This window comes from Fundidesulfovibrio magnetotacticus, assembly GCF_013019105.1.
Classification (GTDB): Bacteria; Desulfobacterota; Desulfovibrionia; order Desulfovibrionales; family Desulfovibrionaceae; genus Fundidesulfovibrio; species Fundidesulfovibrio magnetotacticus.
In genome coordinates this window covers 84985-101103 of the sequence record NZ_BLTE01000011.1, presented here as the reverse complement: position 1 = coordinate 101103, position 16119 = coordinate 84985, and the positions used below count along the sequence as shown (strand labels likewise).

11 protein-coding genes are annotated in these 16119 nt (G+C 70.1%); 5 read left to right on the top strand and 6 right to left on the bottom strand.

What is annotated here, in order from left to right; translation table 11 throughout:
• Positions 1-65 precede the first annotated feature (65 nt).
• Positions 66-1793 (bottom strand): AMP-binding protein, encoded by a 1728-nt coding sequence (locus NNJEOMEG_RS12615; protein WP_173084973.1) that lies wholly within the window; start codon positions 1791-1793, stop codon positions 66-68.
• A 112-nt stretch (positions 1794-1905) separates the two neighbouring features.
• Between NNJEOMEG_RS12615 and NNJEOMEG_RS12610 the strand changes: the two genes are divergently transcribed.
• Positions 1906-4593 carry a bifunctional acetate--CoA ligase family protein/GNAT family N-acetyltransferase gene (locus NNJEOMEG_RS12610; RefSeq protein WP_173084970.1) on the top strand — a complete coding sequence of 896 codons (2688 nt, stop codon included), beginning with the start codon at positions 1906-1908 and terminating at the stop codon, positions 4591-4593.
• Positions 4594-4620: 27 nt separating this feature from the next.
• Here NNJEOMEG_RS12610 and NNJEOMEG_RS12605 read toward each other — a convergent pair whose 3' ends face one another.
• Genes NNJEOMEG_RS12605 through NNJEOMEG_RS12595 form a run of 3 tightly spaced genes read right to left on the bottom strand, consistent with a single transcriptional unit; the run spans position 4621 to position 8027 of the window.
• The gene (locus NNJEOMEG_RS12605) at positions 4621-5112 is read right to left on the bottom strand and encodes a GNAT family N-acetyltransferase (protein ID WP_173084968.1); all 492 of its coding nucleotides are present in this window, start codon (positions 5110-5112) and stop codon (positions 4621-4623) included.
• Position 5113: 1 nt separating this feature from the next.
• Positions 5114-7066: a SpoIIE family protein phosphatase gene (locus NNJEOMEG_RS12600; RefSeq protein WP_235956948.1), complete on the bottom strand. Its 1953-nt coding sequence runs from the start codon at positions 7064-7066 to the stop codon at positions 5114-5116.
• Complete coding sequence (locus NNJEOMEG_RS12595; protein WP_173084964.1) at positions 7050-8027, bottom strand: ABC transporter substrate-binding protein; 978 nt, start codon at positions 8025-8027, stop codon at positions 7050-7052. Before NNJEOMEG_RS12595 ends, NNJEOMEG_RS12600 begins: the two co-directional genes overlap by 17 nt.
• Positions 8028-8151: 124 nt before the next feature.
• On the opposite strand from NNJEOMEG_RS12595, the gene NNJEOMEG_RS12590 reads away from it, so the two are divergent.
• The 3 genes from NNJEOMEG_RS12590 (at position 8152) to NNJEOMEG_RS12580 (ending at position 14052) form a co-directional block, all read left to right on the top strand.
• Positions 8152-10881, top strand: a complete 2730-nt coding sequence (locus NNJEOMEG_RS12590; protein WP_173084962.1) for an MGH1-like glycoside hydrolase domain-containing protein — start codon at positions 8152-8154, stop codon at positions 10879-10881.
• Between the two features lie 75 nt (positions 10882-10956).
• Positions 10957-12141, top strand: a complete 1185-nt coding sequence (locus NNJEOMEG_RS12585; protein WP_173084960.1) for a right-handed parallel beta-helix repeat-containing protein — start codon at positions 10957-10959, stop codon at positions 12139-12141.
• A 327-nt stretch (positions 12142-12468) separates the two neighbouring features.
• Entirely contained in the window at positions 12469-14052 is a 1584-nt protein-coding gene (locus tag NNJEOMEG_RS12580) for a methyl-accepting chemotaxis protein (protein ID WP_173084958.1), read from the top strand.
• Between the two features lie 89 nt (positions 14053-14141).
• On the opposite strand, the gene NNJEOMEG_RS12575 is transcribed toward NNJEOMEG_RS12580, so the two are convergent.
• Together NNJEOMEG_RS12575 and NNJEOMEG_RS12570 are read right to left on the bottom strand one after the other, a co-directional pair.
• On the bottom strand, positions 14142-15050 hold the full coding sequence (locus NNJEOMEG_RS12575; RefSeq protein WP_235956947.1) for an SPFH domain-containing protein: 909 nt from the start codon (positions 15048-15050) through the stop codon (positions 14142-14144).
• Between the two features lie 14 nt (positions 15051-15064).
• A complete protein-coding gene (locus NNJEOMEG_RS12570) occupies positions 15065-15520 on the bottom strand; it encodes an NfeD family protein (RefSeq protein WP_173084954.1) in 456 nt (151 codons plus the stop codon).
• 176 nt (positions 15521-15696) lie between these two features.
• On the opposite strand from NNJEOMEG_RS12570, the gene NNJEOMEG_RS12565 reads away from it, so the two are divergent.
• Complete coding sequence (locus tag NNJEOMEG_RS12565) at positions 15697-16059, top strand: hypothetical protein (protein WP_173084952.1); 363 nt, start codon at positions 15697-15699, stop codon at positions 16057-16059.
• Positions 16060-16119 lie beyond the last annotated feature (60 nt).

The following is a 16119-nucleotide window of genomic DNA, read 5'->3' as shown; positions in this document are numbered from 1 at the left end:
TCCGTTGCGGACGCCCAGCTATCTATGCCTTGTTCCGGCCATGTCAAGGACTTCGCGAGCGCCCCTCAAAAAAGGCCGTCCGTTCCGCCGAGAAGTTGCGTCATCACGGAGGGATCGGCCAGCCCGGACACGTCGCCCGCGCGGCCCTCGGCGGCCTGGCGCAGGGCGTGGCGGGCGATCTTGCCGGAGCGGGTCTTGGGGAGCTCCTCCACCACGCGCACGTCCAGGGGGAAGCTCTGGTCCGGCAGTTCGCGGCGCACCAGGGCCGCGATGTCCGCGGGCGCGGCCTGGGGGTCCTGGGCCTCGGCCTTGAGCGTGGCGTAGACCACCACCTGACCGCCGCTGCCCACGGCCGCCGCCTCGGCCACGTCGGGGTGGGAGGCCACGGCCTCCTCCACGTGCACCAGGGGCAGTTCGCACCCGGCCAGCTCGGAACGCCCCAGCACGAGGATCTTGCCGTCCTGGGAGAGCCGGGCCAGGTCGCCGGTGTCGTACCCCCCGGCGGTGGGCAGGGCTTGGCCGTCCACCAGGGAGCGCGCCAGCCCCGGCCAGGGGCTTTCCAGCACGAGGCGCTGGTCCTGCCCGGCGACCAGGTCCACGCCCGTGAGCGGGGCGAGCCCGCCCTGGCTGCCCGAGATCATGAGCACGCCGCCGGTTTCGGTCTGGCCCCAGGCGTCCACCACGGGGGCGCGGCCCTTGGCCACGCAGCGCGAGAGCCAGCGCCGGTTCTCGGGGGTGAGCTTCTCGCCCACGCTGGCCACCAGCCGCAGGGCGGGCAGGTCGCGCGCGGCGGGCCAGGCCTCGCCCTCGCGCATGAGCTGGCCCGTGACGGCCGGGGTGGTGATGAGCGTGGCCACCTGGTGCTTCTGGGCGATGCGCCAGAGGCGGTCTGGCTGGGGGTGGCTGGGCGATCCCTCGTAGAGGAGCGTGGCCGCGCCCAGGCACAGGGGGGCGTAGACGGCATAGGCGTGCCCCATGATCCATCCCGGTTCGGCCAGGCACCACAGGGTCATGCCCGGCCCGACGCCGAAGGCCTGGCGCGCCGAGTAGGCGCAGGCCGTGAGGAACCCCCCGGCCGCATGGACCACGCCCTTGGGACGCCCCGAGGAGCCCGAGGTGTACAGGATGAAGAGGGGGTCCCGGGCGCCGTGCACGGCGGCGGGCAAAAAGGGCGGCGTGGGGTGGGCGTCCATGAGTTCGCTCCACCAGAGGTCGTCGGGGCGGGCGTTCTCCAGGGGCTGGCCGGTGCGGCGCACGATCACGCGGCGCGGGCCGCCGTCTGGCTGGCTCACGGCCACGGCGCGCCCGGCCTTGAAGCAGCCGTCGGCGGTGATGAAGAGCCTGGCCCGGCAGGCCTCCAGACGCTCCGAGACCACCGCCGGGGAGAGCCCGGCCGGGAACACCAGGTGCACCGCGCCCAGACGCGCCAGGGCCAGCATGGCCACCACCAGCTCGGGCAGGGCGGGCAGGGAGAGGCCCACCACGTCGCCCTTGGAGACGCCCAGGCCCGCCAGCACCACGGAGGCGCGGCGCACCTCGGCCGAGAGCCCGGCGTAGGTGAGCGTGACGGCGTCGCCCTCGGGCTCGCCCTGCCAGATGAGCGCGGGCACGTCGGCGCGTCCGGCCGCGAGGTGGCGGTCCAGGCAGTTGGCGCTCACGTCCAGGGAGGCCCCCTCGAACCAGTCGGGGGCCTGCTCCATGGAAGTGGGACAGGCCCTGGTCCAGGGCTCGCTCCAGAGGACCAGTTCGCGGGCGCGCTCGGCCCAGAAGCGTTCGCGGTCGTGATGGTTCATGGCTCTCCTCGCGGCGCGGCGAAAATCGTGCTTGCCGGATCGTCGGCGTGCATCTATCCTTAGATGGTCAGGAAGTCATAGCTCAACCCTTACACCGTAACAAGCGCCCAGCATGAGCGTCGCCAACCTCGACGGGCTTTTCAAGCCCAACTCCGTGGCCGTGATCGGGGCCAACAACGAGCCGGGCCACGTGGGACGCGTGGTGATGGAGAACCTGCTTGCGGGCAAGTTCCTGGGGCCCGTGATGCCCCTCTCCACCACCGAGGACGTGATCCTGGGCGAACCCGCCTACAAGGGCGTGGACACCCTGCCCCTCACGCCCGACCTGGCCGTGCTCTGCATCCCCCCCCAGGAAGCGCCGGACTACATCTACCGCCTGGGTCGGCGCGGCGTGAAGGCCGCCGTGGCCCTCTGCCCCGGCTACGCCCGGCTCGACCCGGGCGACAAGTGGGAAGTGCAGGAGAAGATGCTCGCCGCCGCCGAGGACGAGGGCATCCGCATCCTGGGCCCCTCGGGCCTGGGCCTGATCATCCCGGCCATAGGGCTCAACGCCAGCCTGGTGAAGGCCGACCCGCCCAAGGGCCGCATCGCCTTCATCTCGCAATCGGCCTCGCTCTTCACGGGCGTGCTGGACTGGGCGCGCGGCCACGGCGTGGGCTTCTCCTACGTGGTCTCCCTGGGCGACCGGCTGGACCTCAAATACCACGACCTTCTGGACTACCTCACCAGCGACCCCAACACCCGCTCCATCCTGCTCTACCTGGAGAGCGTCTCCGACGCGCGCAAGTTCCTGAGCGCCGCGCGCGCCGCCGCGCGCAACAAGCCCGTGCTGGTGGTCAAGCCCGGGCGGCGGCGCGGACCCGGCGGGGAATCCCTGGCCAAGCCCGGCCAGGGCCTGGACGAGGTTTACAACGAGGCCTTCCGACGCGCGGGCATGCTGCGCGTCTTCGAGATCGACGCCCTCTTCGACGCCGCCCAGACGCTCTCCAAGTCCCAGCAGCTGCGCGGCGACCGCCTGGTGATCCTCACCAACGGCGGCTCCGTGGGCGTGATGAGCGCCGACACCCTGGTGGAGCGCGGCGGCAAGCTGGCCATGCCCGCCCCCGAGACCGCCCGGGCCCTGCGCGAACTCATCGGCCCCAACTGGCTGCGCGACGGCATCGTGGACATGGGGCTCACGGCCTCGCCGGAACTCTACCGCGAGGTGCTCGCGCTCCTGCTCAAGGACAAGGAGTCCAACGCCGTCATGGTGCTCCACGTGCCCTTCGCGGCCGTGGCGGGCGAAGAGGCGGCCCAGGCCGTGATCCAGGCCTCGTCCAAGAGCCAGCGCCCGGTGTTCACCTGCTGGCTGGGGCACGGCGTGGCCGAAGGCGCGCGCACCCTGTTCGCCAAGGCGGGCATCCCCTCCTACGCCACGCCGGACACCGCCGTGCGCGCCTTCCTGGACCTGGCCAACCACCGCCGCACCCAGGAACTGCTCATGGAGATGCCGCCCTCCATCCCGGCCGGGTTCACCCCGGACACCGAGGCCTCCCAGGGTGTGATCCAGGCCGTGCTCGAAGACGGCCGCTCGGAACTCACCGAGCCCGAGGCCAAGGTGGTGCTGGCCTCCTACGGCGTGCCCGTGATCTCCTCGCGCCTGGCCGGGACCACCGAGGAAGTGGTGGAGGCCGCGCGCGACCTCGGGTTCCCCGTGGCCCTGAAGATCGTCTCCCCCGAGATCCCCCAGCCCTTCGACGTGGGCGGCGTGGTGCTCGACATCGAGGACGAGGCCGAACTGCGCCAGGCCGCCCAGGCCATCAAGGTCCGGGCGCGCAAGCTGGAGCTGGGGGCCTCCATCAAGGGCTACATCGTGCAGAAGATGGGCCGCCGTGGCGCGCAGGAACTCCTGGTGCAGGCCATGGTGGACCCCGTGTTCGGCCCCTACATCCGCTTCGGCCAGGGCGGACTGGCCGCCAAGCTCTCCCAGGACAAGGCCATCGCCCTGCCGCCCCTGAACATGAGCCTCGCGCGCGACCTCATCAGCCGCACCCGCGTGGCCGCCTTCCTGCGCGGACTGGGCGGACGCCCCCCGGCGGACCTGGACGCCATCTGCCTGACCATCATCCAGGTGGCCCAGCTGATCATCGACATCCCGCAGATCCAGGAAATCGACGTGAACCCCCTCTTCGCCGACTCCCAGGGCGTGGCGGTGCTGGGCGCGCGCATCCGCGTGGCCGAGGTGATGGCCTCCGGGCAGGACCGCCTGGCCATCCGCCCCTACCCCAAGGAGCTCGAAGAGGAAGTCACGCTGAAGAACGGCCGCAAGGCGCTCATCCGCCCCATCCGGCCCGAGGACGAGCCCGCCCACTACGAATTCTTCAAGCACCTCTCCCCGGAGGACCTGCGCTTCCGCTTCTTCGGCGTGGTGCGCGAACTCTCCCACATGGAGATGGCCCGGCTCACCCAGATCGACTACGAACGCGAGATGGCCTTCATCGCCTCCTCTCCGGGAGACGAGGGCCAGGCCGAGACGCTGGGCGTGGTGCGCGCCTCCGCCAAGCCCGACAACTCCGCCGCCGAGTTCGCCATCATCGTGCGCTCGGACCAGAAGGGCCTGGGCCTGGGACGGATGCTCATGGAGAAGATCATCCGCTACTGCCGCGAGCGCGGCACCGGGGTCATCAAGGGCCAGGCGCTCCTGGAGAACAAGGGCATGCAGGGGCTGGCCGAAAAGGTGGGCTTCGACGTGTGGCGCAACACCGACGACGACGTGGCGGAGATGTACCTGGACCTCAAGCAACCGACAACGCATCGATAAGCGACGATCTTCTTTCTCTGATTTCAGCTAGTTGTCATCCACGCCGTGTGGCGGCGATCCCGCCTGGGCCACGCGCTCCATGCGCAGCTTGCGCACCCTGAAGCCCAGCGTCTCGTAGAAGGCCACGGCCCCCGCGTTGCCCCCCACCACCTCCAGGGAGACATTGCCAACGCTGCGGCCCTCCAGCCAGGCGAGGCACCGCTCCGCCAACTCGCGCCCGAGGCCGCGGCCGCGCCAGGCCTCCTCCACGAAGAGCGTGGCCAGCTCGCCCGCCCCCGCCGCGTCGACGGCCGCCACGGCGAATCCCACGGGATCGTCCCCGGCCAGGGCAAGCCAGGCACGCAGGCCGCCACCCGAGGCGGCGCGCCACTTGGCCAGACGCCAGGCGAAGTCCCGCCCGGCGAAGAGCGCTTCGAAATCCGGGTTCACCCGCGCGTGGTGGGCGTTGAGCCGCTCCCACAGGGCGGCCGTGCGCTCCAGAAGCTCCCAGCCGCCCTCCACGAAAATCACCTGTTCCACATCAACGCTCTCCTCGCGCCGCCCCCCTGTAGACCAGGGCCAGCACGGTGATGTCGTCGGCCTGCGCCGCCCGGCCCTGGAAGGCCCGCACCGAGGACGTCACGCCTTCGCAGACCTCGCGCGCCCCGCGCCCGGAGAGGGCGGCCGCCGTCTCCAGGAGCCGCTCGGAGGTGTAGAAGGCCCGCGCCTCGTCCACGGCCTCGTTCACGCCGTCGGTGGTCACCAGCAGGCACTGGCCTGGCGCCAGGCGCACGCTCATGTCCTTGTAGACGGCCACGTCCATCACGCCCAGGAAGAGGCCCTTGGGCAGGGGCAGCCAGGAGGCCGCGCCCCCGCCCATCAGCGCCGGGGGGTTGTGCCCGGCGTTGGAATAGACCAGCTCGCCCGTCTGGTGGTCCAGGATGCCCAGGAACATGGTCACGAAGAGCATGGACTCGTTGTCCACCAGAAGCTCGCGGTTCACGCGGTCCAGGATGGCGGCCGGGGAGTGCTCCACCTCGGCGATGCCTTTGATGAGCGTCTTGGTCACGGCCATGAAGAGCGCGGCGGGCACGCCCTTGCCGGACACGTCGCCCACCAGGAAGAGGAGCCTGCCGTCCTCCAGCATGAAGAAGTCGAAGAGGTCGCCGCCCACCTCCAGGGCGGGCTCCAGCGCGGCGTGCAGCTCGAAGGCCTCGATCTCCGGGAAGGGCGGGAAGCGCTTGGGCAGGAAACTCATCTGGATGGTCCGGGCGATCTTCAGCTCGGACTCCATGCGCTCCTTGGCCTTGGTGGTCTCGGTGAGGTTGGCGATGTACTCGCGCAGGGCCAGGCGCATCTCCTCGAAGGAGCGCGCCAGCTGGCCCACCTCGTCCCCCGTGGCGGGCTGGGGCACGGGGATGTCCAGGTTGCCCCGGGCGATCTCGGCGGTGCGCCCGGCCAGGGTCTTCAGGGGCCGCGTGATGGACGTGGACACCACCACGACCACCGCGAAGAGCAGCGCGAACCCGCCCAGGCCGATGCCCAGCACCTGCCGACCCAGGCGCTCCAGGTCGGCGAAGAGCTCGCCCTCGGGGATCACCAGGCCCATGGACCACCCGGTCTTCATCACGGGCGCGTAGGAGAGCCAGGCCGGGCGGCCCAGCACGAACTCCGGCAGGCGCACGAAGCCCGTTCCGCCCCGGATCATCTCCTGGCCGATGCGGCGCAGCTCCTGGCTGCCCGCCTGCTCCGCCAGGCTGAACACCGACTCGCGCATCACGTAGGAGGCGTCCGGGTGCGTGAGGAACACCCCGTTGCGCGAGAGCAGGAAGGCGTAGCCCGAGCGGTACACCGTGATGCCCGAGAGCAGCTCGCGCAGCCACTCCAGGGACACGTCCGCCGTGACCACGCCCTTGAAGGCCCGGCGGCCGTCCTCCACGGAGTGGAAGGGCACGCCGTAGGTGCTCATGACGATGCCACCGCCGCCCTCGTCGAAGTAGGGCTCGCTCCACAGGGGGCGGCCCAGTTCCTTGGGAATGAGGAACCAGTCGGCCAGGGGGTAGCCGTCCCCCTCCAGCTCCTTGACCACGGGCACGCCCTCCACCTTGTAGGCGTAGGGCGCGAACCGGCGCAGCCCCGGCTCGTAGGCCCCGGGCGCATAGGCCACGCAGGCCCCGTAGACCGCCGGGTTGTAGACGATGAAGCCCGTGAGGTCCTGCCGGATTGCCTGCCGGGTGGGCCTGGCCTTGCCGTAGCCGTAGGCCAGCAGGCCCGGGATCTCCTCCACCGAGGCCAGGACGGATTCGATCTTGCGGGTGCTCGCCAGGGTCAGGTTGCCCGCGTCCTCCCGGGCCTGGCGCACCAGGGCCTCCTTGGACGCGGTGTGGTACCAGGCGAAGGCCGCCCCGAAGATGGCCGTGGTGCAGGCCAGGATCACCAGGGAGAGCCGGAAGGCCAGGCCCCGCGAGGGCGTCACGCTAGGGGGCCGGGACACGGAAGTCCTCGTAGCGCACGGGGTTCGCCAGAAGCCCCTCATCCTTCAGGGCGCGGGCCATGGTCTCGAACTCCTCCCGGGAGAGCGGCCCGGGGCCGGGGCCGCCCGGGGGCGTCATGGCCTCGCGCAGGCGCTCCAGCATCCACTTCTGGTGCATGCGGTTGGTGGGCAGGTTCGCGGCGCGCACTTCCACCATCACCAGGTCCAGGGCCTCCTCGGGGTGGGCGAACACCCAGCGCCAGCCCTCGATGCTGGCCTCGGCCACGGCGCGGCAGAGGTCCGGGTCGGCCCGGCAGGTGTCCTCCAGGGCGTAGAGGCCGTCTTCGGGGTAGTCCAGGCCGTGGTCGCGCATGGGGAAGACGGTCAGCTCCCAGGGGTCGAGCCCGGCGTTCAGGAGCACGTGGTATTCGTTGTAGTTCATGGCGGTCATGGCGTCCGCTCCGCCGCGCAGGAAGAGGTCCACGGTGAAGCCCTGGGGCAGGGGCTTCACGCCCACGCGGTATTTGCGGAAAAAGGCCCGGGGCTGGATGTTGTATTCCTTCTCCCAGAGACTCACGCGTCTGCCCTGCAGGTCCTCGGGCTTCTCGACGCCGCTGGCGCGTCGGGCCACCAGGAGCATGGTGGTTCCACGCAGGAACTGGGCCAGGTTCACCAGCTTCAGGCCCTCGGAGCGCTCGCGCAGGGCCGTGGAGAGAAACAGCGTGCCGAACTGGGCGCGGCCATGGGTCAGCAGGGCCGAGGGGGGGCTGGCGGGGCCGCCGCGCAGTATCTCCAGGTCCACGCCCCGGGCGGCGTAGAAGCCCTTGGCGCGGGCCGCGTAGTAGCCCGCGAATTGGGCCTGGGGCTCCCACTGGGGGATGAGCGCCGCGCGCCTGAGCCCCTCGGCGCGGGCCGCATCCCACGCCAGCAGGAGCGCCAGCAGGGCCGCGAGCCCCAGGATGTGACCGGCACGCAATCGCATGCCCCTCTCGTACCCCAGGAGGCTGCACTTTTGGAAGGCGCGCCGGGGGTTAATTTGCCGCCCCCCCTTGAACTCGGCCGCGAAAGGCCCCATCACGGAGCAGAACCCGCAAGGAGGCCGCGCCATGAACGCCGAGGAACAACGGCTCCGGGAGCACCGCGAGGGCCGGGCCGACTGGAAACGCCTGGGGCCCTACCTCTCCGAGCGCCAGTGGGGCGTCGTGCGCGAGGACTACTCCGCCGACGGCGACGCCTGGAAACACTTCCCCCACGACCACGCCCGCTCCCGCGCCTACCGCCAGGGCGAGGACGGCATCGCGGGCTTCAGCGACAACCGCCAGCGCCTTTGCTTCGCCCTGTGCCTCTGGAACGGACGCGATCCCATCCTCAAGGAACGCCTCTTCGGCCTGGCCAACGAGGAGGGCAACCACGGCGAGGACGTGAAGGAGTGCTATCACTACCTGGATTCCACGCCCACCCACTCCTGGATGCGCATGCTCTACAAGTATCCCCAGGCTGCCTACCCCTACGAGGACCTGGTGCGCACGAACGCCTCCCGCTCGCGCCGCGAGCCGGAATACGAACTGACCGACACGGGCGTGTTCGACGAATCCAGGTACTTCGACGTGTTCGTGGACTACGCCAAGGCCTCGCCCGGCGACGTGCTCGTGCGCGTCACCGTGCGCAACCGGGGGCCGGAGGCGGCGGTGCTGCACCTTCTGCCCACGCTGTGGTTCCGCAACACCTGGTCCTGGGACGCGGGCAACCCCAGGCCCGGGATCGCCGCCGCGCCCGGAACGCGTCACCCCGCCCTGCTCGCCCGCCTGAACGACCCCGCGCTCGCCCTGCCCCTGCCCGACTTCCTCCTGCACTGCCAGCCCGGGGGCCGTTTCCTCTTCACGGAGAACGAATCCAACACGGAGCGGCTCTGGGGCGCGCCCAACGCGAGCCCCTACGTGAAGGACGCCTTCCACCGCCTGCTCGTCCACGGCGAAGCGGCGGCCGTGAACCCCGAAGGCCGGGGCACCAAGGCCTGCGTCCACTACGAGCTGCGCGTGGAGGCGAGCGGGGAGGCGGAGGTGCGCCTGCGCCTGAGCGAGGACGACACGGACACCGGCCCCGACCCGCTGGGGCAGGACTTCACGCGCGTCATGGCCCAGCGCCAGGCCGAAGCCGACGCCTTCTACGCCGGCCTGACCCCCCGGTCGGCCAGCGCCGACGAGGCCATGGTCCTGCGCCAGGCCCTGGCCGGGATGTTCTGGTCCAAGCAGCACTACCGCTTCGACCTGGATCGCTGGCTGCGCGACCACGGCGCGCACCCCCTGGAGGACGCCACGCGCCCCTGCCGCAACCGGGAATGGTTCCACATGGACAACGACCACGTGATCTCCATGCCCGACAAGTGGGAGTATCCCTGGTACGCCGCCTGGGACCTGGCCTTCCACGCCCTGGCCCTGGTCCTGGCCGATCCGGATTTCGCCAAGGAACAGCTGCTGCTCATGCTGCGCGCGGACTACCTGCACCCCAACGGCCAGATCCCGGCCTACGAATGGAACTTCTCCGACGTGAACCCCCCCGTGCACGCCTGGGCCGCGCTCTTCACCTACCGCGCGGAGCAGTCGCGCACGGGCCGGGGCGACCTGGACTTCCTGCGCCGGGCCTATGCCAAGCTGCCGCTCAACTTCACCTGGTGGGTGAACCGCAAGGACCGCTTCGGCCGCAACGTCTTCGATGGCGGCTTCCTGGGCCTGGACAACATCGGCGTCTTCGACCGCAGCAAGGGCCTTCCCGAGGGAGGCTTCCTGGAGCAGGCGGACGCCACGGCCTGGATGGCCCTCTACTGCCAGAACATGGTCGAGATCAGCCTGGAGCTCTCCCGCCACGACGCCCACCACGAGGACCTGCTCCAGAAGTTTCTGGAGCACTTCCTCTGGATCGCCTCGGGCATGAACCGCCCCGGCCCCGAGGGCATGTGGGACGAGGAGGACGGCTTCTACTACGACCTCCTGCGCCTGCCCGACGGCAGCTCACGCCGTCTGCGGGCGCGCTCCATGGTGGGGCTTCTGCCCCTGTGCGCGGCCACGGTGGTCGAGGACGACGGCCGCGACAGCCTGGCGCGCATGGAGGCCATGATGCGCCCGCGCATGGAGCGCATGCCCGAGCTGGCCCGGAGCATGCACCCCTTCGGCCAGGCCCATCGGGGCGAAAAGGGGCGCGGCCTGCTCTCCCTGCTGGACGAGGTCCGCCTGCGCCGCATCCTGGCCCGGCTCTTCGACGAGAACGAGTTCCTGAGCCCCCACGGGATCCGCTCGCTCTCGCGCCACCACCTGGAACACCCCTACGCCATCGAGGTGCAGGGCCAGACCCACGGCGTGGGCTACGTGCCGGGCGACTCGGATTCCTGGATGTTCGGCGGCAATTCCAACTGGCGCGGCCCGGTGTGGATGCCCGTGAACCAGCTGATTATCCGCGCGCTGCTGCAATACTACCGCTACTACGGCGACGCCTTCCGCATCGAGTGCCCCACGGGGTCGGGCCGCTTCGTCACGCTCTTCGAGGCCGCTCGGGAGATCGGGGAGCGGCTCATCGGCCTCTTCACGCGCGACGGCTCGGGCGCGAGGCCCTACCAGGGCGGGGCGCGCCTCTTCCGGGAAGACCCCCACTGGCAGGACTGCCTGCTCTTCCACGAGTACTTCCACGGCGACACGGGCGCGGGCCTGGGGGCCAGCCACCAGACCGGCTGGACCGGCCTGGTGGCCAAACTGATCCAGCTCTTCCGGGGCACGACCGCCCAGGACTTCCTGGAATCGGACAGCGCCGTGGTGTTCGGGCCGGAGGGCGGGAAAGAGGCGTGAGGCCGCGCCAGCCGCCACGCGCTTGACAGATTCGCGCGCCCATGCCATCCCGCCGCCATGCATTTCAAACATGTAATGTTCTGTGTCCTGTGCGGGCTGTTCCTCCTCGCGCCGGGTTGCGGCCCGTCGTCCACCCCGCCTCCAGGCAAATCCCACATCATCCTGGCGGCCCACGACACTCCCGAGGGCGACAAGAAACTGGCCGATGCGGTCTGCACCGCCGACAACGCCCAGGACACCATCAACGCCGCCATCGCGAACCTGCCCGCCACCGGCGGGCAGGTCACGCTCCTGCCGGGCAACTACACCCTGCGCAAGGCGGCGCTCATCCACAAGAACAAGCCCGTGAGCGGCGCAATCCTCATCAACAAGAACAACGTGTTTCTCCAGGGCTACGGCCCTTCCACGAGCCTGTTCCTTGCCGACGCCCAGGACTGCAACGTCGTGCGCATTACGGGCGTGAAGGGCGTGACCGTCGAACGGCTCTCTATCGACGCCAACTTCCAGGGCCAGACCGTGCGCAACCGGGCCTTCGAGTCCTGCGGCATCCGCGCCTCGTGGATTCATGAGGCCGACGGGGAGCACTGCTCCGACATCGTGGTGCGCGAATGCACGGTGCGCAACGCCGCGGGGCTTGGCATCATGCTTTGGGGCTCCAACGTGCAGGCCGTCGCCAACGTGCTCTCGGACAACCAGGCCGACGACATCGAACTGCTGGGAGGCCCCGGCATCATCCGAGGCAACTCCGTGACGCGCACATCCGGCAACGTCGATTCCGTGCTGGGCACCGACGCGGCCGACGACATCCTCATCACCCAGAACACCGTCACCATCACCGGGAAGGGCTCCGCCAGCGTGGGCATCCGCTCCTGGGGCGGCTTCTCCCACCACATCATCACCAACAACATCGTTCGGGTCGAAAAGGGCGGCGCGCTGCGCATCGGCATCGACAGCCGGACCACCGAAACCATCGTCAACGGGAATCTCCTGGAGTGCCCGCCAGAGACGCCCTGCATCGTATCGCTGGGAGACGGCAACATCGTCACCGGCAACATTTTCAGGAACGCCGCCATCGGCTACCAGACCTCCCCCCTCTGGAAGGACCAGCCGCACGAGAACTCCGCCCCCGAAGACGCCAGGGGCGTCGTGTTCGACAACAACACCCTCCTGAGCTGCACTCTGGACGCCATGAGCTTCCAGAACCACTGCGTGCCCCTGCATCCCTCCGTCGCCAACAGGGTGGAAGCGGCCCGCCCCTGAGCCGGGCGCGGCATCCAGCCTGATGACAAACCCCGGAGCTGGGTTTGGGGGAGCCGCTTACGTGCGGCAAAGCCGCCCTGCTCCAGACTGCGCTTCGCGCAGGGCTGCTGAAAAAGCCGCAAAGCCGACCTTATCAGCAGCCTCTCCCGGCCTTCCGCCGGGAGCCTCTCCGCGACCGTCGGCCGGACATTGCCCCGGGCAAACGCCCAAAGACGCAACTTCATTGAATTGCCGCTGGACGCGAGGCATCCTGCCGGGCTACTTCCCGAAGCGAGGGACGTGCATCTGGGGGGCCTGATCCAACCTGGAACCAGAGGGTATCGCCGCATGAATCCGACCCTTGGCATCTGGACGCTGGGCCTGGGCCTCAGCGCTTGCGTTCTGGCCGTGCACTTCATTGGCAACCTCTATGCGGCCCTGGCCCTCTGCGCGGCCGGGCTACTGGCCGCCTGGCGCATCGCCGCCGCCGTCCAAGCCCCTCTTGAGCGCCTGCGCGCGGGCCTTGAAAAACTCCACGCCAACCCGCGCGACTTCCTCCTGGACGAGGTGGACTCCTGGAAGGCCCTCGGGCCTCTGGGGGAACTGGCCTCCCGCGTGGTACGCCACAACATGGAGCGGCGCATCTACTACCGGGGCGCGGTGGACGCCGTGGGCGCGCCCTTCCTGATGGCGGGCGCCGACGGCCGGATCACCCACGCCAGCCAGTCGCTCCTGGATTTCCTGGGCAGGCCCGCCGCCGACGTGCTCGGCAAAAGCGTGGGCCAGGCCGTCTACGGAAAGGACACCGGCTCGCTCACCGAGCAGGTGCTGCGCAGCTGCTCCAAGGTCTCTGATGAGCGCGCCATAACACTCTGGAACGGCCGACAGCACGAAGTGCACGTCTACATCGACTGCATCCGCCAGAAACAGGGCGAGGCTCTGGGCGTGGTGATGTCGCTTGTGGACCTCACCGAGGCCAACGCCCGCAAGCGCCAGGTGGAGGAGGCGGGGGAGCGCATGCTCGCCGTGGCCTCCGAGGTGGACCAGCTGGCCCAGCGCATGGCCGCCGCCGCCGAGGAGCTCTCGGCCACGGCCGACGAGCAGGCGCGCGGCGCCGTGAAGCAGAAGCAGGAGTCCGAGACCGTGGCCACGGCCATGGAAGAGATGACCGCCACCGTGCTGGAGGTGGCCAAGAACGCGGCCAAGGCCTCCACGGGCGCGGAACAGGCCGACCATGCCGCCGAGGCCGGGACGGCGCGCGTGCGCGAGGCCGTGGAAGGCATCCACCAGGTGGCCGGGTCCACGGCCAGGCTGGGGCAGGTGCTCCAGGCCCTGGACGGCCGCGCGGCCGAGATCGGTCGCATCATCGGCGTGATCAACGACATCGCGGACCAGACCAACCTCCTGGCCCTCAACGCCGCCATCGAGGCCGCGCGCGCGGGCGAGGCGGGCCGGGGCTTCGCGGTGGTGGCCGACGAGGTGCGCAAGCTGGCCGAAAAGACCATGGTGGCCACCCGCGAGGTGGAAAGCTCCATCCTGGAGATTCAGAACGGCTCGCGCAACGCCGTGGCCTCCATGCGCGAGACCGAGGAGCAGGTGGGCGCATCCACCGTCTCCACGCAGCAGGCGGGCACGGCCCTGGAGGAGATCAGAGGACGCATCCGCGACATGGTCTCGGAAGTGACCCAGATCGCCACCGCCGCCGAGGAGCAGTCCGCCGCCGCCGAAGAGATCAACCGCAGCATCGAGGACATCGCCCAGCTTTCGGCCCAGGCCCAGGACGGCTCGGCCCAGACCGCCCAGGCCACCCGGGATCTGGCAGGTCTCTCGCAGGATCTGCTCGGCCTCTCCGGGCAGCTGGCGGGGGGCGGCGGAGCCGTCGGGAGCCTGCCCGGATCGGCCAGCCCGAGGACAGCCCTGCCGAGGCGCTGACCCGGCCGCGAAGCACGCGAAAAACGCCCGGCGCGTCGGCCCAATGGCCGATGCGCCGGGCGTCGTTCATGCCCGGGCCGCGCGCGGGGCTACCCGGTCTTTTTCACGGTCTGCATGGCCGTGGCCACCAGCCCGGCCACGTCGGCCACGTTCTGGGGCACGATGAGCGCCGTGGACTCCCTGGCCAGTTTGCCGAAGGCCTCCACGTACTGCTCGGTGACGCGCAGGTTGGCCGCCGTGAGCCCGCCCTCGCCGTTGAGGGCCTCGGCCACCTGGCGCAGGGCCTGGGCCGTGGCCGCGCCCACCAGCTCGATCTGGCGGCTGCGCCCCTCGGCCTCGTTGATCTGGCGCTGCTTGTCGCCCTCGGAGAGGTTGATGGCCTGCTGCATCTGGCCCTCCGAGATGTTGATGGCCGCCTGTTTCTGCCCCTCGGCCAGGGCGATCTGGGCGCGCTTCTCGCGCTCGGCGGTCATCTGGGCCTCCATGGCCTTCTTCACCGACTCGGGGGGGGCGATGTCCTTGATCTCGAAACGCATCACCTTCACGCCCCAGCCCATGGCGGCCTCGTCCACGGCCTTGACCACCTCGGAGTTGATCACCTCGCGCTCCTCGAAGGTCTTGTCCAGGGTGATCTTGCCGATGGCCGAACGCAGGGAGGTCTGGGCCAGCTGGGTGGCGGCCACGCGGTAGTTGGAGATGCCATAGGCCGCCAGGCGCGGATCGTTCACCTTGATGTAGCACAGCCCGTCCACGTGGACGGTCACATTGTCCTTGGTGATGCAGGGCTGGGAGGGGGTGTCCACCACCTCCTCTTTGAGGGAGAATTTGTAGGAAACGCGGTCCAGCACGGGCAGGAGCACGTGGAAGCCCGCCTCCAGGCTGCGGTTGTACTTGCCCAGGCGCTCCACGATGTAGGCGCTCTGCTGGGGGACGATGGTCACGCTCAGTGCGAGCAGCACCACCACGAACACGGCCAGGGAAATGGTCACCACGAGCATGCTTTCCTCCATGGTCAAACCTTGCCTTCCACGGTGAGGATCGAGCGGTCCCCCCGGGGGTCGTCCGTCACGCGCACCGGCGCGCCCGCCGCCAGGGCCTGCGCGCTTCGCGCGGCGTAGAAGCTGCCTCGCACCTTCACGCGGCCAAGGCCCCCGGCCGGGACGGCCTCGCTGACCACGCCGTCCTCGCCCACCAGGGAGTCGATGGCCTCCACGCGCGCGTCGCCCGCGCCCACGCGGCCCTGGAAGGCCTGGGCGAAGCGGCGGCGCAAAAGCGCCAGGGAGGCCAGGGAGGCCCCGGTGAACACCAGGAACTGCACGGAAAGGGAGGGATCGAAGAGCCACGCCGCCAGGGCCGCCGCCAGCGCGCCCAGGCCGAAGAAGAGCACCACCAGCCCGGGCAGGAAGGCCTCCAGCACGATGAGCGCCAGGCCCGCCAGGGTCCAGATCACGGGGGCGTTCCAGGTCACGGACGCACCTCCTCCCGGCCGCCCTGCCCCCGCGGGACGCCGGGGCGCGACACGGCCGATTCTTTCAGCGTGATAGCGCGAAGGCGGGGCCGCGTCAAAGTTTCCCGGGGATGCGGTGGACTATGCCCGGGAATTGTGTCACCGCAACGCGACCGAAGAGGAGGACCACGCGAGACATGAAACGCACCCAAGCATCATCCGCCAAGGCTCTCGCCCGGCATTTGGCTCTGGCCCTGCTCGCGCTGCTCGCACTGCTCGCGCTGGGCGCGTGCTCGGCGCGCGCCCCCATGACCGACTCGGAATTTCTGGGCTATTGCCACCAGGGCGGCGGCCGCAAGGCCAACTGCGACCCCGTGGCCCTGTGCGGGGAATACCTGGAGGCCGTGGGACACCCCCTGCCGGACATCGACGCCTGCATGGCCGGGTGCGAGTCCGTGCGCAAGCGCCACGACGCCGCCAAGGCCTCGGCCGGGTGCGCCGGAGCGTATCGGTCCGGAGCGGACTGGTGCCAGCGCTACTGCCGCACGCTCTTCCCCTAGCGTTACGTCCTCAAAGTCCGTCCCCGCGGATTGCCAATACAGGCAGTTGAAACCAACGTT

Coding starts and splice junctions, on each gene's coding strand:
- NNJEOMEG_RS12590 (WP_173084962.1), top strand. CDS start 8,152: ATGAACGCCGAGGAACAACGGCTCCGGGAGCACCGCGAGGGCCGGGCC.
- NNJEOMEG_RS12585 (WP_173084960.1), top strand. CDS start 10,957: ATGTTCTGTGTCCTGTGCGGGCTGTTCCTCCTCGCGCCGGGTTGCGGC.
- NNJEOMEG_RS12615 (WP_173084973.1), bottom strand. CDS start 1,793: ATGAACCATCACGACCGCGAACGCTTCTGGGCCGAGCGCGCCCGCGAA.
- NNJEOMEG_RS12575 (WP_235956947.1), bottom strand. CDS start 15,050: ATGCTCGTGGTGACCATTTCCCTGGCCGTGTTCGTGGTGGTGCTGCTC.
- NNJEOMEG_RS12595 (WP_173084964.1), bottom strand. CDS start 8,027: ATGCGATTGCGTGCCGGTCACATCCTGGGGCTCGCGGCCCTGCTGGCG.
- NNJEOMEG_RS12580 (WP_173084958.1), top strand. CDS start 12,469: ATGAATCCGACCCTTGGCATCTGGACGCTGGGCCTGGGCCTCAGCGCT.
- NNJEOMEG_RS12565 (WP_173084952.1), top strand. CDS start 15,697: ATGAAACGCACCCAAGCATCATCCGCCAAGGCTCTCGCCCGGCATTTG.
- NNJEOMEG_RS12610 (WP_173084970.1), top strand. CDS start 1,906: ATGAGCGTCGCCAACCTCGACGGGCTTTTCAAGCCCAACTCCGTGGCC.